This is a genomic window from Paenibacillus sp. UNC496MF (genome assembly GCF_900113915.1).
In the GTDB taxonomy this organism is placed as follows: Bacteria; Bacillota; Bacilli; order Paenibacillales; family Paenibacillaceae; genus Paenibacillus_Z; species Paenibacillus_Z artemisiicola.
Genome location: NZ_FORE01000013.1, coordinates 103,406 through 125,155, shown reverse-complemented (window position 1 = coordinate 125,155; position 21,750 = coordinate 103,406). Strand labels below are relative to the sequence as shown.

Here is a 21,750-nt window from a genome sequence, read left to right as displayed (position 1 = left end):
GCAGTCTAGGAGAAAAGGAGCGAAAGGCATGAAACTGGCATCGGTGAACGTCGGCGGACGGGAACGGGCGGCGATCGCGGCGGACGGGGGCTACGTGCTGCTGGAGACGCTGAACGCCGCGTCCGGCAGCGCCTGGAGCGGCACGGTCGCCGGCCTGCTGGCCAAGGAGGAGGTCGCGGCGCTGAACGCGTGGTACCGCGAAGGCGGCGCGGCGAAGGTCGGCGCGCTCGAAGCGATTCCGCACGCGGAAGCCAAGGTCGCGCCGCCGCTGCGGACGCCGCCGAAACTATGGGGCATCGGCGCCAATTACGCGGCGAAAGCCGAAGCGATGGCGGTGACGCCGCCGGACGGCGAGCCGATCTGCTTCATGAAGCCGGCGACGAGCCTCATCGGGCCCGGCGACGCCATCGTGCTGCCGCGGGGACCGGAGCGGATCACGGCGGAGGCGGAGATCGGCATCGTCATCGGCCGGACGTGCAAATACGTCGCCGAGGCCGACGCGATGCGCGTGATTGCCGGCTTCACGCCGACGCTCGACATGACGGCGCAGGACATCCACGCGCGCAATCCGCGGTTTTTGGGCCGGTCGAAATGCTTCGACACGTTCTTCAGCTTCGGCCCGGAGCTCGTCACGCCGGACGAATGCCCGGCGCCGGAGGCGTGGACCGTGGAGACGGCATTGAACGGCGAGACGGCGTACCGGACGGACGCAAGCCGGATGATGTATTCGATTCCGTTCATCGTCGCGTATTTCTCGGCGATGATGACGCTGCAGCCGGGGGACGTCATCATGACGGGCACGCCGGGCTCGGTTCCGCTGCGGCCGGGCGACGTCGCGGAATGCCGGCTCGGCGGCTTCGCGCCGCTGCGCAATCCCGTCGTCGCGGAATAGCCGCCTCGGCCCAACGGAGAGCCATGCTCCCGGCGCAGAGCCATGCTCCTAACGCAGAGATACAGCAGAGATACAGCAGAGATACAGCAAAGATACAATCGAAAGGCAGGGATGCCGGATGGAAACGATCGCTTGGAAGGCAGACATGCTGAAATCGCTCGGCCAGAGCCTCGTGCTGACGGACGCCGAATCCGTCGAGAAGCTGTCCAAGGATTATTATTGGTATTCGCCGGTTTTGGATACACGGTTGAAGGAAAAGAAAGGCGACGCGATCGTCGTGCCGAAAACCGAGCAGGACGTCGCCGACGCGCTGGCGCTCGCGTACCGAATGCGGGTGCCCGTGACGGCGCGGGGCGCGGGGACCGGCAACTACGGCCAGGCGATTCCGCTCGAGGGCGGCATCGTCCTCGACCTGAGCGGCCTCGACCGCATCGTCGAGATCGGCGACGGTTACGCCCGCGCGCAGAGCGGCGTGCGGCTCGGCACGCTGGATAAGACGGCGCGCGAACAGGGGCAGGAGCTGCGCATCTATCCGAGCACGTACGTGAAAGCGACCGTCGGCGGCTTCGTCAGCGGCGGGTCCGGCGGCATCGGCTCCGTCGCGTGGGGAAATCTCTGGGACGGCAACGTGCTGGAAGCGGTCGTGTATACGCTCGAGGAGACGCCGCGGCGGCTCGTCGTCAAAGGCGACGAGCTGTTCGATTACATTCATAATTACGGCACGACCGGCATCATGACGGAGGTGAAGATCCCGCTTGCGCCGCGGACGGAGTGGGCGCAGGGCGTGTTCCAGTTCGACGATTTCGAAGCGTCGGTGCGCTTCGGCGAGGCGCTGGCCCGCGAGGCGTCGGTGCCCAAACGGCTCGTCAGCCCGATGGAATGGCCGCTGCCCTCGTTCTTCAAGCCGCTCGCCAAGGCGCTGGAGCCGGCGAAGGCCGCGGTGCTGACCGAAATCGCCGAGCACGCGCTCGAAACGGCTTCGAAGTTGGCCGAATCGTTCGGCGGCCGGCTCGGTCACCTCATCCCGGCGGGGCAATACCGCAAGACGATCGGCGTGTCCGATTTCACGTGGAACCATACGACGCTGTGGGCGATCAAGGCCGATCCCGCCTGGACGTATCTGCAGTCCGGCTTCGCGCCCGACCGGTACCTCGAGCAAATCCGCGCCATCAAAGCGGCGTACGGCGACGAGGTGCTGTTCCATTTCGAATGGGTGCTGAGCGGCGGCACGCTCGTGCCGACGGCGCTTCCCGTCGTTTACTTCTCGACGGAGGAGCGGCTCTACGAGATCATCGCCTTCTTCAAATCCATCGGCGTCGCCATCTTCGACCCGCATACGTGGATGCTCGAGGACGGCGGCCGCGGCTCGATCGGCCGCATGCGCAGCCGGAAGCTCGTCAACGATCCGCTCAGCCTGCTGAACCCCGGCAAGCTGTAACCGCGTCCGGGCTGCCGGCGCGGCGAGAACGCAAGGACCCGGCCGAATGAGGCGCGGGTCCTTGCGTCGTTTGGAATGGTCGGCGTTCGCGGTGAAAGCAAGCTGGGGGACGGCGGCGCTCATAGCCGAGGCTGCCGACCGGGGGCGGTCTCGACCGAACGTTATCGTGGCACTGGACCGGAATTGGGAGCCTAGTTGAAAAACGGATTGACAATCGCGTCTTCGGCACATATATTTGTTGTACATACAAAATAAAATCCGAGGCTGAAGGTTACCCGCATTCCCCCAACCGAAGGTTCGCCGACGGTTTCATGCGCCGAAAGCCTCGATATTCCATTGAAACGGAGCGTGTTGTCTTGCAGCCACCCGCGAAATCATCCTCTTTCCACTACGGCTGGGTCGTCGTGCTCGTCGCGTTCGCCGCGCTGCTCGTCTCGGCGGGCATCCGGTCGATGCCGAGCATTCTCATCGTGCCGTTCGAAACGGAGTTCGGCTGGGAGCGCAGCGGAATTTCCGGCGTCATCTCGGTCGGCATTTTCCTCTACGGCCTCGTCGGCCCGTTCTCGGCGGCGCTGCTCGCCAAATTCGGCATCCGGCGCGTCATGGTCTTCGCTTTGATCGTGCTGGCCGCCAGCATGTCGCTCACGCCGCTCATGACGCGGCTGTGGCAGTACGAACTGCTGTGGGGCGTCGTCTCCGGGCTTGCGACCGGGATGATGGCGAACGTTCTCGGCGTCACCGTGGCGAGCCGCTGGTTCGTCAAGCGCCGGGGGCTGGTCGTCGGCATCCTGACCGCCAGCGCGGCGACGGGCCAGCTGCTGTTCCTGCCGCTGCTCGCGCAATTAACCGTGCATCAGGGCTGGCGGTACGCGATGTACACGGCCGTCGGCGTCATTCTCGCGCTGCTCGTCATCGTCGCGCTGTTCATGCGCAATCATCCGTACGACGTCGGGGCCGCGCCTTACGGCGCGGACGAAGTCGCCAAGCCGGAGCCGTTCCGGGGCGGCATCTTCCTGACGCCGCTTCTGACGCTGCGCGACGCGCTGAAGAACAAAACGTTCTGGCTGCTCGCCGGCACGTTCTTCTTCTGCGGCTTCTCGACGAACGGCCTCATCGGCACGCATCTGATCGCCGCCTGCGGCGATCACGGCATCGAGGAAGTGACGGCGGCGGGGCTTCTCGCGTTCATGGGCGTGTTCGATCTCGTCGGCACGACGCTGTCGGGCTGGTTCACGGACCGCTTCGACTCCCGCAAGCTGCTGTTCTGGTACTACGGCCTCCGCGGGCTGTCGCTGATCTTCCTGCCGTTCGCGCTCGACGCGACGCCGGCGATGCTCGTCGTGTTCTCGGTCTTCTACGGTCTCGACTGGATCGCTACCGTGCCGCCGACCGTTCGGCTCGCGGCGCAGGAGTTCGGCAAGGAGCGGGCCGGCATGGTGTTCGGCTGGGTCGTCGTCGCCCACCAGGTCGGCGCGTCGGCCGCGGCCTACGGCGCGGGGCTCGTCCGCCAGTTCACCGGCACGTACTCGACGACGTTCGTGACCGCCGGCTTCATCTGCCTCATCGCCGCGCTTATGGCGCTGCGCATCGCGAAGCAGGCGTCGGCGCTTCGGGCGCAGGCGTAGCTCATTGCTTGAAACATTGCTTGATTCAGCGCTCTTCAGACGGTTGTCCCCGCGCTCGCAGGGACCGCCGTCTGAAGAGCGCTTTTCGTATTTATCGGGCTTGCCGCCGGGTGGAGCCGCTAATAGGAATTGGCTAACGGCGCAAGAAGGCGGCCCGGTCACCTTCACGGGGGCGAAAGGCACGTCCGGAGATGCGCGAAAAGGCTGCCGTAACCCGGCCGAAAAAGGCTTTTCGCCAACCCGTTTCAACGCCGCCGACAGCGGGTAAATAGGAACGTTCATTGGGCATCCGGCCAAGTTGTGGCGATTTTGTTTCCGTTTCCTTAAAAGACAGGAAATCGCGAGGCCGACGGCGAATACATGCCGGATAGACTTTGGGGTAAGAGGAGTGCACGGATGAAACAGCAAGACGACCACAAGGAACATGCCGCCCGTAACCGGAACTCATTCACCTTGCGCCTGAACATTTTCTTCGGCGCGACGTTTCTATTATTCAGCATTCTGATCGTGCGGCTCGCGATCCTGCAGTTCGTCGACGGACCGACGCTGCAGGCGCAGTTCGACAAGAACAGCACGCGCGAGGTTCAGATTCCGCCGATCCGCGGCAACATTTTGGATTCGAAGGGCATGCCGCTCGCGTACTCCACGTCGACGCAGTCGTTGTACTTCACGATTCCGTCGAAGTTCAAGCAGGCGGACGCCGACAAGCTGGCCCAGCGCCTGCTCGACGTGTTCACGAAGTGCGGGAAGGCGGATCAGGCCATATCGCTCGCCGAGATCAAGAAGCGGATGGACATGGACCATATCCAGAACACGTACTCCGTGCCGCGCCGGATCAAGCTCGGCCTGTCCGAGACCGAGATCGCCTATTTCGCCGAAAACCGCGAAGCGTACCCCGGCATCGACGTCGTCGAAGAGAGCGTCCGCAACTACGACAAGGAAGACGTGGCGGTTCAGCTGATCGGCTACTTGAAGAAATACCGCGGCGTGCGGGAAACGATGACCAAGTACAAGGACATCGAAGAAGGCGACGACGGCGAGCAGCAGTACCTGGACGACGAGGACGTCGGCGTCGACGGGCTCGAATACATGTACCAGGACGTGCTGCGCGGCAAAAACGGCCTCAAGACGTATCCGGTCAACGCGCAGAACACGATCGTCGGGCCGCCGACGGTCACCGTGCCGGTCAAGGGCGACAATCTGTACCTGACGATCGACAAGCGGGTGCAGATGCTGACGCAGCAGGCGATCATGAACCATTTGGATTTCATGAAGCACGCGACGTCCGGCTCGTGGACGGACGGCGCGGACGCGACGACGGGCTACGCGGTCGCGATGGAGGTGAAGACCGGCAAGATCGTCGCGATGGCGAGCATGCCGGATTACGATCCGAACGTCTGGTCCGGCGGCTCCATCAGCACGGAAGATCTGAAGGCGATCCAGTACTTTCAGGCGAACGGCACGATCCGCCAGGCGTATCCGCCGTACGACGACGAGAAGGAGCGCAACCGCCATCCGTCGTCCATGGTGCCGCTCGGCTCGACGCAGAAGCCGCTGTCGGTCTTGCTCGGCTTGAACGAAGGCTTGATCACGACGCATACGCTCTATCAGGATAAAGGCGTGTTTTATTTCGGCAAAGCGGGCTATCAGGTCGCGATTCACGATTCGCAGGGCCACGCGTACGGCACGATCGACCCGGCCGACGCCATCGCGCACTCGTCCAATACGTTCATGGCGTCCGAAATCGGCAACAAGCTGTACCAGAAGTACAAGGGCGCCAAAGGCGTGGACGTGTGGGACAGCTACATGAAGCAATTCGGGCTCGGCGTGTCCACGCAGAGCGGCCTGCCGGGCGAAAACAAAGGCGTTATCGACTACTACCACGAGTCCGAATCCGCGAGCCCGCAATCCGCCCTGATCCGGGCGTCCTTCGGCCAACAGGCGAAATACACGACGCTGCAGCTCGCGCAGTACGCCGCCATGCTCGGCAACCGCGGCAAGAGGCTGCAGCCGCAGTTCGTCGACAAGATCGTCGACCAGGACGGCAAGGTCGTGCAAGGTTATGCGCCGAAGGTGCTGAACACCGTGACGTTCCCGAAAGCCTATTGGGACGAAATCGACGACGGCATGAGCCGCGTATCCGTGCAGGGCTTCGACGATTTCAAGTACAACTTCCTCCGGAAAACGGGGACGTCCGAGCAGGACGTCGGCGACCGGAAGAAGGTCGAGAACTCCGTGTTCATCGCGCTCGCGCCGGCCGAGGATCCCGTCCTCGCGGTCGCGGTCGTCGTGCCGGACGGCGGCTTCGGCGCCTATGGCGCCGCGCCGATCGCGCGCAAAATCTTCGACGCGTACGACGAATACGTCGGCCTCGACGGCACGCCGCATCCGAAATCGACGGACGCGAACGGGACCGGGACCGATGGCAAGGACGCGGCGGGCACGACGAATACGGCGACCGGCAGGCACTAAGCCGAAGCGCGAAACTAGCGAAAGACCTTGAGGCTTGAAGCCTCAAGGTCTTTTTGGCGTTGTATGCGCGGAAGAGGGCGTTAGGCGGGCCAGCAGGTTACTCCGCGCCTCCCGCCTCCACCACGTACCGCACGCTCCACGCGTTCGGCCGCTCGGTCCGGACGCCGAGCCCGAGCAGCTCCGCGAGCCGCACGATCGGCACCTGCGTCCCGCCGCCGACGAGCCGCGCGGGATACGGCAGCTCGGCGGGACGGCCGTCGACCGATGCCGACGAGCTGCCGAGCGTAAGGGCGACGCGCTTCCCGCCGCGCGCCACGACCAGCGTCTTCGCGGCCTGGTTCCAGTCGAAGGTCGCGCCGAGCGCGGCCGCCGCTTCCTTCGCCGGCACGAGCAGCTCGCCGTCGCCGGGCACGATCCGGCTCGAGAACGCGTCTTCGCCCGCCGCCGCCTTCGCCGCGAGCCTTTCGCCCGCGTTCGAGCCCGCGACTACGGCGACGCTCGCGCTCACGGGATCGCCCTCCGGCGTCAGCGCCAGCGTACGGACCTGCTCCGCCAGCTCGCCCGAGAACGACTGCGCGTTGGCCGCCGTCATGCGGAAGCGCGGGTCGTCCTTGCCGATCGCCGCCGCGATCGCCGAATTGACGGCTTGGCTGTGATGCGAGATATCCTTGTACAGCCCTAGGTCGTACGTCCACTCGCCGGCCGTCCGGAAGTCGTATACCCGCGCGTTCGGCAGCGCGTCGAACTGCCGGAACATCCAGACGGCCATGTCCAGCTGGTTCCGGTAGCGCGTCCCGTTCGTCTGCGCCCAGACCGCCTCCCGCAGCACGCTGTACGGCGGATAGTAGAACGTGAACCGCACCTCCGGATGCGCCTTGACGAGCGACAGGACGCGCGTCTCGAAATTCCGCCGGATCACCTCGAGCGGCTCCTCGTTCAAGCCGAAGTACGTCTCCTCCTGCTGCGCGGACCGGTAATCCTTCAGCACGGCCGCCTTGCCGAAGCGCACGCTGCCGTTCCAGTTGTAGAGCGTCTCCAGGCTTTGCGTGCCGGAGCCGGTCAGCGTCTTCGCGATCTCCTTGATGAACGGCCCGTACACGCTGTAATTGAGCAGGTACCGGTAGTCGTTCCAGCGGTTGTCGTCGTAGAGGTAATCGGGGAACGGGCCGGCCGCCTCCTGATCGCCGTTCTTCAGGGCGAAATAATCGAGCCCCCAGAGCACCTGCTTCACTTTGCCCGTCTCGATGGCGAGCTTCGCGATCTTGTACTGTTCGTCCGCCGTCGAGCCCCGGATGGACAGCTTGAGCGCATGCCCGCCGAGCGCCCGGCCGACCTCGGAGGGCAGGAAGTTCTCCGTCATCGACGTGCCGACGATGATCGTGTCGTAGTCGTAATGCAGCGCGAGCCCCGGATTCTGGTATCGCTGCTCCGACGAGAAGAACGGCCGGTAGCCGAACGGCTTGTGGTAGAACTGCAGCGGATCGACGACGAACGTGACGAGCGCGGCGAGCGCCGCGAACAGGACGGCGAGCGCGGCGGTCCGAAGCAGCATCGTCCGGGCCGCCTTCGCCGCGATGCGCGCGCCCCCTTCGGGACGGGGCGCGGAGCGGGGCGCGCCGAGCGGGCGGTCTTGCCTTGCGGGAGCCGGCATGGGCACGGGAGGTCACCGTCCTTCTTGGAAGTTGGCGTCATTTAGAAATTGAAGTACAGGAACGCGCTGATGCGGTTGAAGTAGAGCAGCGAGAAGACCAGCAGCGCGGCCGCGGCGACGGACGTGCGCCAGGTCGGGCGGAAGGTATCGGCGAGGCGCGACGAGTTCCGGCACAGCAGCACGATCGGCACGAAGAGCGCGATCAGCAGCAGCGGCGGCGCGAGCGTCTTCAGGTCCGCGAGCGAGACGCCCTGCAGCCCGGCCATGCCTTTCAGGATGCGCGCCGCCTGTCCCCAGCTGTCCGCGCGGAAGAACACCCAGGTCGCGTTGATGAACATGAACGTGACGAACCAGGCGAGCGGGCGGGGAAGCGGCCGTCCGAGCTTGCCCCAGAGCCGGTGGACGACCTGCCCCGCGCCGTGCAGCAGCCTCCAGAACAGGAACGTCCAACCTGCGCCGTGCCAGAGCCCGCCGAGCGCGAACGTGACGACGAGGTTGCGCAGCATGACCGCTTCGCCGCGGCGGTTGCCGCCGAGCGGAATATAGACGTAGTCGCGCAGGAAGCGGCTCAGCGTCATGTGCCACCGCCGCCAGAAATCCTGGATGCTGAGCGCCTTGTACGGGGAGTCGAAATTCTGCGGCAGCTTGATGTTGAACACGAGCGCGGCGCCGATCGCCATGTCGGTGTAGCCGCTGAAATCGAAGTAGAGCTGGAACGTGTACGAGAGCGAAGCCGTCCAAGCGGCGATGACATGCGTCGCGTTCGCGAAGCCGTCGTTGGCCGCCGCGGCGAACGTGTCGGCGAGGACCACCTTCTTGAACAAGCCGATGCAGAACAGGTAGACGCCGCGGGCCGCGTTCGGCCACTGCCAGATTTTGTTGCGGAGCCGGTCGAACTGCGGCATCATCTCGCCGTGGTGCAGAATCGGGCCGGCGATGAGATGGGGATAGAAGGTGACGAACAGCATATAGCCGACGAGATTGTATTCGGCCGCTTTGCCCTTGTAGGCATCGACGAGATAGGCGATCTGGGTGAAGGTGAAGAAGCTGATGCCGAGGGGCAGCAGCAGGCGAAGCACGGGGAAGGCGTGCCCCGTCCAGTCGGACAAGGTGCTCAGGAAGAAGTCGGCGTACTTGTAATAGCCGAGCAGAAGCAGGTTGCCGGCGATCGCGGCGATCAGGAGCGGCTTGCGGCGCGCGGCGGGCTTCCCGCTTCGCGGCTGCACGAGCCGGCCGAACGCGTAATTGAAGGCGATGGAGCCGAGAATGAGCGGCAGGTACAGGACGTTCCAGTACCCGTAGAAGAACAGCGACGCGAGGGTCAGCGAGAGCTTCGCGGCGAAGAGCAGGCGGACCCGGTTGAGCAGGAAATAGACGGCGACGGTGACGGGCCAGAAGGCGAAGATGAAGGCGTACGTATTGAACAGCATCGACGGGTGCACCCCTTGCGCGATAATCGAACGGGCAGGCTGGCGCCTACTTGTTAGCATAACGCAAACGGTTGGGAAAATGTTGCAAAAGTTACGAATGCTGCCGATGAGGATGCGGGAGCAGGGAGGAAGCGGGGAGAGCGGGGAGAGCGGGGAGAGCGGGGAGGGGGCGACGCTGAGGCCGGGACAGAACGGAATCGAGGCATGAGGAAACGCGCCGAGGCAACGAAAGCGGCGCGGAAAAGAACGGAACGATAAGCGTTCCGCCCTGCAGTCCGCGCCATGGCCGGCGGCTGCGAACGCCTCGCTTCTTCGCGCCGCGTTCGGCCCGCCGCGGCAACCGGCCGCGATCGGTCCCGGCGGCCGTCTTCCCGCGGCCGTCTTCCCCCGGCTCCCCGGCCGATCGCGGTCACTTCGCGTCGACGTCGTACAGCCGTTTCCGGTATTCGCTCGGGGTCTGGCCGGTCCATTTCTTGAACACCTTACTGAAATATTTCTCGTCCTGAAACCCGGCCATCTCGGCGATCTGCGTGATCTTGAGATGCGGGCTGGCGAGCAGCGCCTTGGCGCGGTTGATCCGGCACGACGTGATGTAGTCCGAGACGTTCTGGTTCAGCTCCTGCTTGAACTTTCGGGAGATGTACTCGCGGCTCAAATGAAACTTGTCCGAGATGCTCTGCAGCGTGAGGTCCTCGTGCGCGAACCGCTCGATATGCGCGGCGATGTCGCGGATCGTGCTGCCCTTCTCGGGGCCCGCCTTCAGCCGCTTGGCCGCCGCGAGCGCTTCCTGCGCGAACGATTCCTTCCAGGCGGCATAGTCGAACCCGCCGCCGGCGTCCGCCGGAATCGCCTCCCGGTCCGCTTCCGCGTACGGGTTGGCCGCGTCGGCGGCCGGCGCGCTGCCCTCCCAGATCGCGGCCGCGAGCCGGAATTCCTGCCGCCACAGCAGCAGGTTCTCCGGCGTGATCCGCGTTCGCGCGTCGAGCGCGTCGAACCACGGCCGCAGCGCCTTGCGGATGCCGTCTTGGCTGCCGCTCTGCACGGCGAACCGGACCTTCTCCTCGAAGGCGCCGAAGAACAGCGGCGGCTCGGCGGGCCCCGGCGCGGCCGCGAAATCGCCGAGGCAGTGCACGTGCTTGCCCCGCTGCAGCAGGTTGCGCTGCAGCAGCATCGTCCGCGCCTGCCGGTACGACGCGGTCAAGCCGTGCGGGAACGGCTCCGGCTGGCCGACCCCGAAAGCGAAGCGCGCCTTGAACGCCTGCTGCAGGGCGTCGTTGTATTCCACGAGCAGGGCGGGGACTTCGTCCAGCCGGTCCCAGAACAGCAGCGCGATTTCCTGGTGCGCGCCGACGCTGTGCCGGAACGCCTGGCCGCAGCCTCGGCCGCCGAGCAGCTCGCTGCCGATGTTGGCGACGGCGAAGGCGAGCAGGTCGCGGCCGTCGGCGCCGAACTTGGCCGCGAGCGCCGGCGCGGAGTCGAGCTCCAGCACCGCGACGCGGACGGTTTCGAGCGGCTGCGCGCCGCCGCCGCCGCGCCGCAGCAGCTCGGCGAATTCCTGCGCCGGGCCCGTGCCCTTCAGCAGCGCGCCGAACAGCTGCTCCGCGTACAGCGGCTTCAGCTGGTTCAGCTCCATGTCGGCGCCGCGGGTGCGGGTGCGGGCCGATTCCTCGGCGCGCCAGCTCTCCACGGCCCGGGCCACGGCCTGGTTCAGCTGATCGGGGTCGATCGGCTTCAGGATATAATCCAGGCCGCCGTACTTGACGGCGGTGCGGACGTATTCGAAATTGTCGTGCCCGCTGATGACGATGACTTTGCTCTCGGGGGCGCGTTCGGCCAGCCAGGCCATCAGCTTGTCCCCGCCGAGCACCGGCATCATCATGTCCGTGAACACGAGCGCGGGCCGCTCCCGCTCGGCGAGCTCGATGGCCGCCTGGCCGTTCTCGGCTTCCAGCACCGCGTCGATGCCGTAGTCCTGCCAGCCGACGAGCAGCTTGACCGCTTCGCGGACATGCCGCTCGTCGTCGACGATTAACGCTTTCATGATGGTCGTTCCTCCTGTGCGTGCGGAATGTGCAGCGTAACGGAAAAGCCGTGCGGCACGAGCCGGCGGATGCTGAGCGACGCCTCCGGGCCGGCGAACAGCCGCAGCCGCGAGAGGACGTTGCGCAGCCCGATGCCCGCGGCGTCCGATTCCGCCATGTCGTTGTCCTGCGCCAGCGCCGCGTTCAGCTCCGCGAGCCGCTCGTCGGTCAGGCCGGCGCCGTTGTCCGAGACGACGACGGCGAGGTCGCCCGCTTCGCCGAGCGAGCTCGCGATGATCAGCTGGGCCGGCCGCTCCGACGGCGAGAAGCCGTGCTTGAAGAAGTTTTCCACGAGCGGCTGCAGGATCATCTTCGGCATGCGGATGCCGCGCGTCCCTTCGCCGATCATGAGAATGACGTCGAGCGAGGCGTCGAACCGCTCCTGCTGCAGGTCGAGGTACGCTTGGACGTAGTCCAGCTCCTGGCTCAGATCGACGTCGCCGCCGGACAGGTTCATCTGGTAGCGCATCATTTTGCCGAGCGAGGCGACGAGCCGGTACACCTGCTTGTTGCCTTGCTGCAGCGCGACGGTGCCGACGGACTGCAGGGCGTTGTACAGGAAGTGCGGATTGACCTGCGCCTGCAGCGCCCGCAGCTGCATCGTCTTGTTGGCGATCTCCATCCGGTATTCCTTCAGGATCAGGTTGTTGATCGTCTGCATCATGGAGCGGAACCGCTTGGCGAGCAGCCCGATCTCGTCCTTGCTCTGGATCTCGATCCGGACGTTCAGGTTGCCGGCGTCGATCTGGTTGACGTAGCCGATCAGGGCGAGCAGCGGCTTCGTGAAGCGGATGGAGATGACCAGCGTCGCGAGCACCGCGACCGCGAGGAACGCCGCGCCGACCCACATGTTCAAGAGCGCGGTCCGGTTGGCCGCGGCGTACAGGTGGCTGTCCGGCGTCTGCTTGATCAGGTACCAGTCCATGAACGGCGTCTTCACCTGCTGGAAGAAAATCATGCCGGCGAAGCCGCCCTTGTCCCACTTGAAATGCCCCTGCTCCGCCGCGGAGCCGGCCACCTCGCGGAACCAGCCGTCATCCAGCCGCTTCCCCGCGAAGTCCGGCTTCGACGAGAGGACGAGCCGTCCCTCGCCGTCGACGAGGTAGAGCTCCTCGTTGCCGGCGTCGTAGAGCTGGCGGTTCAGGTCGTTCAGCACCCCGGTCTTGACGTCGATCGTCAACTCCGCGAGCTGCTTGTCGCTCGGGGCGAGGAAGATCGGGCGGTGGAGCGAGAACACCGGCTCCTCCCGTACCGGCGACTTGATCGGCAGGCCGTAGTTGGTGCTCGGATGCGTCGGCTCGATGTACGTCTTCGGCGCCATCCCGATCGTGCCGGGGGCGTGACGGCCGACCCGGATGTCGTCGTTCCAGAGCAGATAGCTCGTGTTCTGCGCCGCGACGTACAGCCGGATTTTATAAAATTCCCGCATGCTCTGGTAGATGTTGTACAGGTGATCCTTGAGCAGGTTGCGGTTCTCGATGACGTCGCTGATGCCGTTCGGGAACGACTCGTCCTCCAGGTTGTGCTCGAGCAGGTAGTACAGCGAGCGCGGCACGTTCATGGAGTTGTAGACCGCGAGCGACTTCTGGTTGATGTTGTTCATGTAGTTGATGATGTTCGCGCTGCCGAGCGCCAGCAGGCGGTTGTTCTTCGAGATGGCTTCCCGGGTGATCGACGAGCGCGTCTCGTGGTAGGAGATCGCGATGGACGCGGCGATCGGCACGATGGTGGCGGTCAGGAAGAGCAGCATCATTTTCTTGCGGATCGTGGCGGCGCGGAACAGGCTGCGGACGGACAAGGCGCGGGAGCCCCTCCTTTTCGGGCGAATTCGGTAGGTATAACCATACGCTAAACGGAACCTCGAGGTCAATATATTCCACTTTCCAGTTCACGATCTTCCGTCGAAGGGGATATCGCCCGGCCGCTATACTGGGGTACATGACCGAAAGAGAGGGGACATCCGCGTGCACACTAGAAGGGGAATCAAATTAAGCGAGTGGCTGCAGCAGACGGTATTCGTCGGGCCGGGCCTGCTCGTTTTTCTGATTATCGTCGCCGTGCCGTTTTTCATGGGCTTTTATTATACGTTTACGGAGTGGAACGGGCTTGACCTGAATCATGCCAAATGGACGGGCTTCGCCAATCTGAAGCGCATCTTCTCGGACGATCCGCGGTTCTGGACGGCCTTCGGGTTCACGGCCAAGTTCACCGTCGCCGCCGTCGCCATCACGAACGCGCTGGCGCTGGCGCTCGGCCTCCTGCTGACGCGCCCGCTGAAGGGCCGCAGCGTCCTGCGGGTCGTCTTCTTCCTGCCGAACGTCATCGGCGGCCTGCTGCTCGGGTACATCTGGTATTTCATCTACACCCGCGGCTTCGCGGCGATCGGCGAGGCGACGGGCTGGCATCTGTTCAACCTGCCGTGGCTCGGCACGCCCGCGACGGCCTTCTGGGGCATCGTCGGCGTCTTCGTCTGGCAGACCTCCGGCTACATGATGATCATCTACATCGCCGCCATCATCGGCGTGCCGAAGGACCTGTCGGAAGCGGCGCGGATCGACGGCGCCTCGGCGTGGCAGACGTTCCGCGGCGTGACGCTTCCGCTGATCATGCCGGCCGTCACGATCTGCCTGTTCCTGACGACGTCCAACGCCTTCCGGATGTTCGACCTGAACCTGTCCTTGACGGGCGGCGGTCCCGGCTACGCGTCGGAATCCATCGCGCTGAACATCTACCGCGAAGCGCTGACCAACAGCCGGTACGGCCTCGGCACGGCCAAAGCGATGATCTTCTTCTTCGCCGTCGCGCTCATCACCGTCACCCAGGTTTGGGTCACGAAGAAGAAAGAGGTGGAGGCTTAACATGGACGCCAAACCGAGATATACGCCGCTGCTGTTCGGCTTCGAGCTGCTCTGCTGCCTGCTCGGCCTCGTCTTCCTGACGCCGTTTTATTTTCTCGTCGTGAACGCCTTCAAGAAGCTGAGCGCCATCCTGCTGAACGCGGCGTCGCTGCCGCAGAGCTGGGGCCTCGGCAACTTCAAGAAGGCGTGGACCGCGATCGATTTTCCCGTCGTGTTCATGCATTCCTTCGTCATCACCGCGCTCAGCGTCGGCCTGCTGGTCATCGTGGCGAGCATGACGGCTTACCGGCTCGTGCGCCGGCCGACGACGTTCAACAAGCTGCTGTTCACGGTATTCGTCGCGTCGATGATCATTCCGTTCCAATCGGTCATGCTGCCGCTCATGCGCGTCACGTCGCTGTTCGAGCTGCGCGGCCACGTGTACGGCATCGTCCTGTGCTACCTGGGCTTCGGCATCTCGCTGTCCGTCTTCCTGTTCCACGGGTTCATCAAGTCCGTGCCGCTCGAGGTCGAGGAGGCCGCGGTCGTGGACGGCTGCTCGCCGTACGGGCTATACTGGAGAATCGTGTTCCCGCTGCTGAAGCCGATCGCGATCACGGTCGTCATCCTGAACGTGCTCTGGATCTGGAACGACTACCTGCTTCCGGTGCTCGTCGTCAACGACGCGTTCACGACGATCCCGCTCGCCGTGCAGAAGTTTTTCGGCCAGTATTTGCGCAAGTGGGACCTGGCGATGGCATCGCTCACGCTGAGCACGCTGCCGGTCATTATCTTCTTCCTTTTCCTGCAAAAGCATATCATCGAAGGCATTACCGCCGGCTCGGTCAAAGGGTAAATCGACCGAAAGGCAGCGTAAATTCGGGCCGTTAGCCGGATAAAAATTCCCGATTCGCGGCAAAATCAATAGTTTACACCGTCCGCCGCATCAACATTTTACACCTCGGCGATCAATTTATTCGGTGTTTCGGGGCGGCGGACGGGCCCTATAATCATCCATGTAACGACAATCCTTTGGGAGGTAACCCATGAAAAAGATTCTTGCGCTTACGTTCGCAACCGCTCTCATCGCAAGCGGCTGTTCCAGCAACAACGGGGGCAACACCAACAACGCGGCGGGCGGCGGCACGGCCGATGCCGGCAACGCGGCAGGCACGAACGCGGCGGCAGATACAAACAAGCCGGGCGAGAAAGTCACGATCAAGGTATTCCAATTCAAGGTCGAAATCTCGAATGCGCTGGCCCAAATGGCGGAAGAATACGAGAAAGAAACCGGCGTGAAGGTCGAGGTCGAAACGCACGGCGGCGGCGAGGATTACAGCGCGCTGCTGAAGGCGGAGCTCGCGGCGGGCGAGGAGCCCGAGATCCTCACGTCGTCCGGCTGGTCCGGCTTCGATCCGTACGCGGACCGCGCGGTCGATCTGTCGAACGAGCCGTGGGCCAAGGACCTGGTGGAAGCGTCCCGCGCCCAAATCACCCGCGACGGCAAGCTGCTCGGGATGCCGATGAACCTCGAGGCGTACGGCATCACGTACAACAAGGACCTGTTCGCGAAGGCGGGCATCACGGAGCTGCCGCAGACGCTGGACGAGCTCGAAGCGGACTGCAAGAAGCTGAAGGACGCCGGGATCACGCCGTTCGCGCTGACGAACGAATGGTGGTCGCTCGGCATTCATACGCTGAACATCGCGAACGCGACGCAAGCCGATCCGGCGGCGTTCATCGACGCGGTCAAAGCGGGCACGAAGACGTACAAGGGCGACCAGCACACGAAGGATTGGATCCGCCTCGTGGACATCATGTTCGCGAACGGCCAGAAAGCGGCGCTGACGACCGACTACAACACGCAGGTGGCGGAATTCGCGGCCGGCAAGTACGCGATGATCCAGCACGGCAACTGGATCCAAGGCATGGTGGACGAAGTGAATCCGGACCTCAACCTCGGCATGATGCCGGTGCCGACGGCCGACGGCAAGCCGGAGGTGTTCACGGGCGTGCCGAGCAACTGGGTCGTGAACAACAAGTCCGCGCACCCGGAAGAAGCGAAAGCGTTCCTGAACTGGATGGCGACGTCCGAGACGGGCAAGAAGTTCGTCGCGACGGACTTCAAGTTCATCCCGTCGATCACGAGCATCCCGGCCGACCCTGCGGCCATCGGCAAGATCGGCGCCGACTTCGCGGCGTTCTCCGAAGCGCATCCGGACCAAGTGAAGGGCTGGCAGTGGGACCGCTTCCCGGACGGCGTGACGCAGCAGTTCGGCGCGGCGATGCAGGATTACATGGGCAAACGGATCAAGGCCGACGAGCTGCTCGACCGGCTGGACAAGTCCGTGGCCGATATCGTGAAGAAGTAAGCTTGCGCTTGGCGCAGACGCGGCAACCTGCGGGTCGCCGCGTTGGTTTGCGTGGAGGAAAAGCCGCTTGATCCGGCCGTTGGCCGGGTCGGGCGGCTTTTTTGGGTTGGTTGCGGCGGAGGCGGGCAAGGCGGGATGGCTGGCGCAAGATTGGGCGCTTCGGGGGCGGCGAGCGGAAGCTGCGGCGTAGCGGGAGTAGGGGCGGCGGGCGAGACGGAGAGCGCGCGTAAGGAGAGCGGCGGCAAGGGAGAGGCGAGCGTGCCGAATTCATCGGTTGCCGCCGTATGCGGACACGGGAGCCGTTATTGGGCCAATATCGCGCTTATTCGTCATTTGGCGGACACCAGAGCCGCTCTTGGCCGAGAAACCATCGAAACTGTACGCTGCAGGATGATTCATCCGTTCCCATTCCCCGGTTGCTCCAATAGCCCGTGTCTTCGTTCGCGATTCGGCGTTATGCGCCGCGGAGCAGGACTTCCCGCAGCGGCGCTGGTCTCCCGTTTGCGGCGAATTCCGGCCCGCCGCTGCGAGCCGCGCCAGCATCCCGCCGCGCCGCGCACTGCGCTAGCGTCACCCTCGCCGCGCCCAAAACAAAAAAAGACCGCCCATAACGGGCGGCTTTCCTAACCTCTAGTCCTCCGATGGCGGAGCCGGAGGATAACGCTTCTCGAATTCCTTTAACCCGGCGACGTACGCTTCGATCTGCTCGGGCGTCATCTGCCGCGTCTCGAACAGCTTGCCGGAGCGGGTTTCCGCGAGCAGCCGTTCGAGCCACGCTTTCTCGGTTTCGCCGAATTGGATGAAGCCTTCGATCATGAGCGAGGAGCCGCGGGGGATGATGTCGCCCTTCAGCTCCAGGATCGCCTTCATCCGGGCGATGCGGGCTTCGCACGCCTCCAGCTGCTTGACGACGAGCTCCTCGATCGTGCCCGGGTGGCCGTGCCGGACGAACGGCATGGCCAGGAACAGCGGGTGCTGCGGGTACGACGTCAGCTTGAACTGCTCGTTCAGCAGCAGGTAGAACGCATCGCGGCCCTTGTCCGTGATGCGGTAAATCGTTTTGTCGGGCCGGTTCTCGCCGGGTACCGCGACGACCTCCGCCGCCTCGATAAGGCCGTCCTGCCGGAGCTGGTCGACCGCGTAATAGAGCGAGCCGTCCCGCAGCTTGAAGCTTTCGTTCCAGTTGCGCAGCTTGATGGTCTGCCGGATCTCGTAAGGATGCCGATCATGCTCCATAAGCAGCCCCAAAATCATGAGCCTCATGGACATGGCGGTTTATCCCCCGTGATACGACGGTTCCGGCTTGCCGGCCTCGCCGCCCGTCTGCGCGCCCGGCTTGACCGGCGCGCCCGGCGCGCCGCCGGAACGGTTCACTTCGAGACGCGCGCGGCCCATCAGGAGCACGAAGACGATCGCCGCGGCCGGCAGGATGACCGACCATTGGAAGATCGAAATGACGGAATGCGCGAATTCGTTCAGCAGCTTGTTCGCGATATCGGCCGGCAGCCCCATCTGCCGCTGCACGTCCGGGTCGAGCAGCGCCTGGCCGCCCTTGATCTGCTCCGCCAGCTGCGGGTTCAGGTTCGGCGTGTCGGCGATGTTCGCTTGGAACGCGGACTTCTGGATCGCGCCGAACACGGCGATGCCGAGCGCGGAGCCGATCGTCCGGAAGAACGTGATGAGCGACGAGGACGTGCCCTTGTACTGCGGCGGCACGGCGTTCAGCGTCGAGATGTTGAGCAGCGAGAACGAGACGCCGATCCCGAGGCCGACGACGATCATGAAGAGCGAGATGACGAGCCGGCTCGAGGACGTATCCATGGCGAAGCCGAGCAGCGCCGTGCCGACGATGAGCGTCAGCGCGGATACCAGCATGACGTCGCGGTAGCGGAATTTGTTGACGACGCGGCCGCCGATCTGGCTGCTCGCGACGACGCCGAGCATCATCGGAATCATGACCGTGCTCGTCTGCGTGGCCGTCTTATGGAAGACGCCCTGAATGAAGAGCGGGATGTACGACGCGGTCGCGATCATGACGCCGCCGTAGAGCAGGCTGATCGCCATGCTGCTGGTGACGATTTTGTTCTTGAACAGGTCGAGCTTGATGATCGGGTCCTTCACCTTCAATTCGACGAACAGGAACGCGATCAGGAAGACGCCGGACGCAACGAAGAGCAGGATCGTCTTGGCGGCGCTCCATGCCCAGCCGTCCGTGCCGCCGAGCTCGAGGCCGAACATGAGGAACAGGACGAACGCCGTCAGCATGACCGCGCCGAGCCAGTCGATCGCCTGCTTGCGCGTGTTTTTGTTCTCGTGGTACGCGTTCAGGATAAACAGCAGCGACAGGATGCCGAGCGGCACGTTGATGTAGAAAATCCAGCGCCAGCTGATGTTGTCGGTGATGACGCCGCCCAGGATCGGGCCGAACACGCTCGAGATGCCGAAGACGGCGCCGAAGAGGCCCATCATTTTGCCGCGCTTCTCGGCCGGGAACAGGTCGAAAATGATCGTGAAGACGATCGGCATGAGCGCGCCGCCGCCGATGCCCTGGATGGCGCGGTAGATGATGAGCTGCTCCATGTTCTGCGCCGTGCCGCATAGAACGGAGCCCAGCATGAACAGAATAAGACCGGTCAGGAAAAACGTTTTCCGTCCGCACATATCGGACAGCTTGCCGAAAATCGGCGTCGAAACGACCATCGCGATCATGTACGCGGAGTAGACCCAGATGAATTTGTCGAGACCTCCGAGCTGCTTGATGATGGTGCCCATGGCGGTCGAGACGATCGTCTGGTCGAGCGCCGTGATGAACAAGCCGAGCAGCAAGCCCGCGATGACGAGCTTGACGTTGCTGCGATTTGCGTCCAAATGATTCATTCCTTTCGTATAACCTACTCAAATTTGATTACCCTGTAGTCATTATACTCAAATTTGAGTGGTTATCAACCTAAATTTACGTAAACGCGGAAACGGCTCGTTTCGCGGCGTTCCTCCGAGCCGCCGCGCACGAAAAAGCCCGGCCAGCCTGCCGAAGCAGGGGACCGGGCTTTTGAAGATCGTCGGCGGGGACGGGACGCCATTGTCATCCGCCGTTCGGTTCCGGATCAGCTCTCGTTCTCGACGACGCGGGCGACCGGTTTGCCGCAGGTCCGGCATTTGCCGGTCAGCAGCAGGGCGTATTTCTCTTCGCGGATGCTGTAATCCACGATCTCGACCGCGCCGCCGCAATTGCCGCAGAAGACGTTGCGCACCAGCTTGTCCCGGTACGATTGCGGGATCGCTTTCCACAGCTGCAGCGCTTTGAAGGAGGTAATGTTTTCGGGTCGGCTCATCGTCTTTCCACTCCTCGTTCGTCGTGTTTTCCGTTCTCCCGCGCGGCGGCGGGTCCGATCAAAACAGCAGCGACAACCATTCCGGGCGGTCCACCGGACCGAAGTAGACGGTCAAATCCACGTCCTTCAGCGCCTCCGCGACGGCGGATGGCTCGTACTTGACGCCGGCCAGCTTGTCCGTCACGTCGGACACCTCGCCCGTGCCGAAGAAGTCGCCGTAGACCGACGCCTCGGCGATGACGCCGGCTTCCACGAACAGCCGCACGTCGTACGTGCCCGCGGACAGCCGTTTCGTCTGGCGCACGTTGAACTTCGGCGAACGGCCGTAGTTCCAGTCCCAGCTGCGGTACCGCTCGTCGGCCAGCTTGCGCACGCCGGCCAGATCGGCTTCCGTCAGCTTGTATTCGGGCACGGCGGATTCGCTCCCGAAGATCGACGCCAGGATGAACGCGCGGAATTCCGCCATCGTCATCGGCGTCTTCAGAAATTCCGCGATGTTGGCGACGCGGCTGCGGACGGACTTGGTCGCCTTGGATTCGAACTTCGCGGGGTTGACGTTCAGCGCCGAGACGATCGCGTCCACCTCGGAATCGAACAGCAGCGTGCCGTGGCTGAACATGACGCCTTTGGAGGCGAACTGCGCGTTGCCGGAGATTTTGCGCTCGCCGACCTGCAGGTCGTTGCGGCCCGACAGCTCCGCGTCGACGCCGAGCTTGCGCAGCGCCTCCACGACCGGCTCCGTGAATTTGCGGAAATTGTGGAACGACTTGCCGTCGTCCTTGGTGATGAAGCTGAAATTCAGATTGCCGAGATCGTGGTAGACGGCGCCGCCGCCGGAGAGACGGCGGACGACGTGGATGCCGTTTTGTTCGACGTAATCGGCGTTCACTTCCTCGGCGGTGTTCTGGTTCTTGCCGATGATGATGGACGGCTCATTAATGTAGAAAAGCAAAAAGTCCTGCTCGCCCGCGAGGTTGCGCAGCGCGTATTCCTCGAGGGCCAGATTCCAGGACGGATCGTGGCGGTCGCCGTTGTCGATGAAGAGCATGGTCGTTCCTCCAATGGGGTCCGGGTAGGTTGGGGCTTGGGATGCGTCGTATGAATCGGCCGGGCGCGAACGATGCGAGATGCGCCGCCCGCGAGCGGCCGGCGTCCGTATCTGCGGATGCGGACAAGCTTCACGCTTCTATTATACCGCCGCGAAGCAAACAGGAACAGCCCGGCGGGGCCGCCGGGCTGTTCCTGCGAAGCGTCAATTTTTAGTAAAGCCGCCGATGCCGGATCGCTCCGCTCACCGAATCGGATAATCCACGACGACGACGTTGTCGAGCACGCCGCCGAGCCCCTGCACGAAATCCTGGTGCACGGGATGCGGACCGTAGGCGCGAAGCGCTTCCAGGCTCTCGAACGTGACGCGCAGGCCGAGGGAATAGCCGCGGATATTGTCCGTCTCCTCCGTGACGTTCAAGCCGGCCGAGATGTCGACGATGCCGGGGATCCGGCCTTTGAACGCCAGCAGCTTGGCCAGCAGCTCCGATTCGCGTTCCGGGGTGATCGCGGCGTTGAATTTGAAGATGACGATATGCTCGTACATGGGCAGGGCACGCTCCTCTACTGGAA

General features: G+C 63.9%; 16 protein-coding genes. 7 read left to right on the top strand and 9 right to left on the bottom strand.

Translation table 11 applies throughout. From position 1 onward, the window contains the following. The first annotated feature begins 28 nt into the window (after positions 1-28). The 4 genes from BMZ79_RS23600 (at position 29) to BMZ79_RS23585 (ending at position 6,427) form a co-directional block, all read left to right on the top strand. Complete coding sequence (locus BMZ79_RS23600; RefSeq protein ID WP_090644732.1) at positions 29-892, top strand: fumarylacetoacetate hydrolase family protein; 864 nt, start codon at positions 29-31, stop codon at positions 890-892. Positions 893-1,010: 118 nt separating this feature from the next. Beyond that, positions 1,011-2,330 (top strand): FAD-binding oxidoreductase, encoded by a 1,320-nt coding sequence (locus BMZ79_RS23595; protein ID WP_090644729.1) that lies wholly within the window; start codon positions 1,011-1,013, stop codon positions 2,328-2,330. A gap of 356 nt (positions 2,331-2,686) precedes the next feature. Continuing rightward, a complete protein-coding gene (locus BMZ79_RS23590; protein ID WP_256253056.1) occupies positions 2,687-3,955 on the top strand; it encodes an MFS transporter in 1,269 nt (422 codons plus the stop codon). Positions 3,956-4,351: 396 nt separating this feature from the next. Further along, positions 4,352-6,427, top strand: a complete 2,076-nt coding sequence (locus tag BMZ79_RS23585; protein ID WP_090644724.1) for a peptidoglycan D,D-transpeptidase FtsI family protein — start codon at positions 4,352-4,354, stop codon at positions 6,425-6,427. A 97-nt stretch (positions 6,428-6,524) separates the two neighbouring features. Here the strand turns inward: BMZ79_RS23585 and BMZ79_RS23580 are convergent, their stop codons facing one another. From BMZ79_RS23580 to BMZ79_RS23560, 4 genes are all read right to left on the bottom strand, one after another. Beyond that, positions 6,525-8,078, bottom strand: coding sequence for a copper amine oxidase N-terminal domain-containing protein (locus tag BMZ79_RS23580; protein ID WP_090644722.1), 1,554 nt, complete (start codon positions 8,076-8,078; stop codon positions 6,525-6,527). Between the two features lie 41 nt (positions 8,079-8,119). Further along, on the bottom strand, positions 8,120-9,508 hold the full coding sequence (locus BMZ79_RS23575) for an MBOAT family O-acyltransferase (RefSeq protein WP_090644720.1): 1,389 nt from the start codon (positions 9,506-9,508) through the stop codon (positions 8,120-8,122). 409 nt (positions 9,509-9,917) lie between these two features. Then, positions 9,918-11,549: a response regulator gene (locus BMZ79_RS23565; RefSeq protein WP_090644715.1), complete on the bottom strand. Its 1,632-nt coding sequence runs from the start codon at positions 11,547-11,549 to the stop codon at positions 9,918-9,920. After that, positions 11,546-13,387 carry a sensor histidine kinase gene (locus BMZ79_RS23560; RefSeq protein WP_090644712.1) on the bottom strand — a complete coding sequence of 614 codons (1,842 nt, stop codon included), beginning with the start codon at positions 13,385-13,387 and terminating at the stop codon, positions 11,546-11,548. The genes BMZ79_RS23565 and BMZ79_RS23560 overlap by 4 nt, the downstream gene beginning before the upstream one ends. Before the next feature lie 166 nt (positions 13,388-13,553). Between BMZ79_RS23560 and BMZ79_RS23555 the strand changes: the two genes are divergently transcribed. The 3 genes from BMZ79_RS23555 (at position 13,554) to BMZ79_RS23545 (ending at position 16,798) form a co-directional block, all read left to right on the top strand. After that, positions 13,554-14,447: a carbohydrate ABC transporter permease gene (locus tag BMZ79_RS23555; protein WP_090644709.1), complete on the top strand. Its 894-nt coding sequence runs from the start codon at positions 13,554-13,556 to the stop codon at positions 14,445-14,447. Position 14,448: 1 nt separating this feature from the next. Beyond that, positions 14,449-15,282 carry a carbohydrate ABC transporter permease gene (locus BMZ79_RS23550; RefSeq protein WP_090644706.1) on the top strand — a complete coding sequence of 278 codons (834 nt, stop codon included), beginning with the start codon at positions 14,449-14,451 and terminating at the stop codon, positions 15,280-15,282. A 190-nt stretch (positions 15,283-15,472) separates the two neighbouring features. After that, entirely contained in the window at positions 15,473-16,798 is a 1,326-nt protein-coding gene (locus BMZ79_RS23545) for an ABC transporter substrate-binding protein (protein ID WP_090644704.1), read from the top strand. 630 nt (positions 16,799-17,428) lie between these two features. Here BMZ79_RS23545 and BMZ79_RS23540 read toward each other — a convergent pair. The 5 genes from BMZ79_RS23540 to BMZ79_RS23520 form a co-directional block, all read right to left on the bottom strand. Continuing rightward, on the bottom strand, positions 17,429-18,067 hold the full coding sequence (locus BMZ79_RS23540) for a PadR family transcriptional regulator (protein WP_090644701.1): 639 nt from the start codon (positions 18,065-18,067) through the stop codon (positions 17,429-17,431). A 6-nt stretch (positions 18,068-18,073) separates the two neighbouring features. Then, positions 18,074-19,675 carry an MDR family MFS transporter gene (locus tag BMZ79_RS23535; protein WP_371263779.1) on the bottom strand — a complete coding sequence of 534 codons (1,602 nt, stop codon included), beginning with the start codon at positions 19,673-19,675 and terminating at the stop codon, positions 18,074-18,076. A 227-nt stretch (positions 19,676-19,902) separates the two neighbouring features. Beyond that, positions 19,903-20,130: a hypothetical protein gene (locus BMZ79_RS23530; RefSeq protein WP_090644696.1), complete on the bottom strand. Its 228-nt coding sequence runs from the start codon at positions 20,128-20,130 to the stop codon at positions 19,903-19,905. Between the two features lie 58 nt (positions 20,131-20,188). Beyond that, positions 20,189-21,178, bottom strand: coding sequence for a lipoate--protein ligase (locus tag BMZ79_RS23525; protein ID WP_090644693.1), 990 nt, complete (start codon positions 21,176-21,178; stop codon positions 20,189-20,191). Positions 21,179-21,421: 243 nt separating this feature from the next. Beyond that, positions 21,422-21,724, bottom strand: coding sequence for a Dabb family protein (locus BMZ79_RS23520; protein ID WP_256253055.1), 303 nt, complete (start codon positions 21,722-21,724; stop codon positions 21,422-21,424). Positions 21,725-21,750: the final 26 nt, after the last annotated feature.

Bases quoted from the DNA above. Each gene is read 5' to 3' on its own strand.
- BMZ79_RS23600 (WP_090644732.1), top strand. From the start codon at position 29: ATGAAACTGGCATCGGTGAACGTCGGCGGACGGGAACGGGCGGCGATC.
- BMZ79_RS23565 (WP_090644715.1), bottom strand. From the start codon at position 11,549: ATGAAAGCGTTAATCGTCGACGACGAGCGGCATGTCCGCGAAGCGGTC.
- BMZ79_RS23575 (WP_090644720.1), bottom strand. From the start codon at position 9,508: ATGCTGTTCAATACGTACGCCTTCATCTTCGCCTTCTGGCCCGTCACC.
- BMZ79_RS23580 (WP_090644722.1), bottom strand. From the start codon at position 8,078: ATGCCGGCTCCCGCAAGGCAAGACCGCCCGCTCGGCGCGCCCCGCTCC.
- BMZ79_RS23585 (WP_090644724.1), top strand. From the start codon at position 4,352: ATGAAACAGCAAGACGACCACAAGGAACATGCCGCCCGTAACCGGAAC.
- BMZ79_RS23545 (WP_090644704.1), top strand. From the start codon at position 15,473: ATGAAAAAGATTCTTGCGCTTACGTTCGCAACCGCTCTCATCGCAAGC.
- BMZ79_RS23525 (WP_090644693.1), bottom strand. From the start codon at position 21,178: ATGCTCTTCATCGACAACGGCGACCGCCACGATCCGTCCTGGAATCTG.
- BMZ79_RS23550 (WP_090644706.1), top strand. From the start codon at position 14,449: ATGGACGCCAAACCGAGATATACGCCGCTGCTGTTCGGCTTCGAGCTG.
- BMZ79_RS23530 (WP_090644696.1), bottom strand. From the start codon at position 20,130: ATGAGCCGACCCGAAAACATTACCTCCTTCAAAGCGCTGCAGCTGTGG.
- BMZ79_RS23520 (WP_256253055.1), bottom strand. From the start codon at position 21,724: ATGTACGAGCATATCGTCATCTTCAAATTCAACGCCGCGATCACCCCG.
- BMZ79_RS23540 (WP_090644701.1), bottom strand. From the start codon at position 18,067: ATGTCCATGAGGCTCATGATTTTGGGGCTGCTTATGGAGCATGATCGG.
- BMZ79_RS23595 (WP_090644729.1), top strand. From the start codon at position 1,011: ATGGAAACGATCGCTTGGAAGGCAGACATGCTGAAATCGCTCGGCCAG.
- BMZ79_RS23535 (WP_371263779.1), bottom strand. From the start codon at position 19,675: ATGAATCATTTGGACGCAAATCGCAGCAACGTCAAGCTCGTCATCGCG.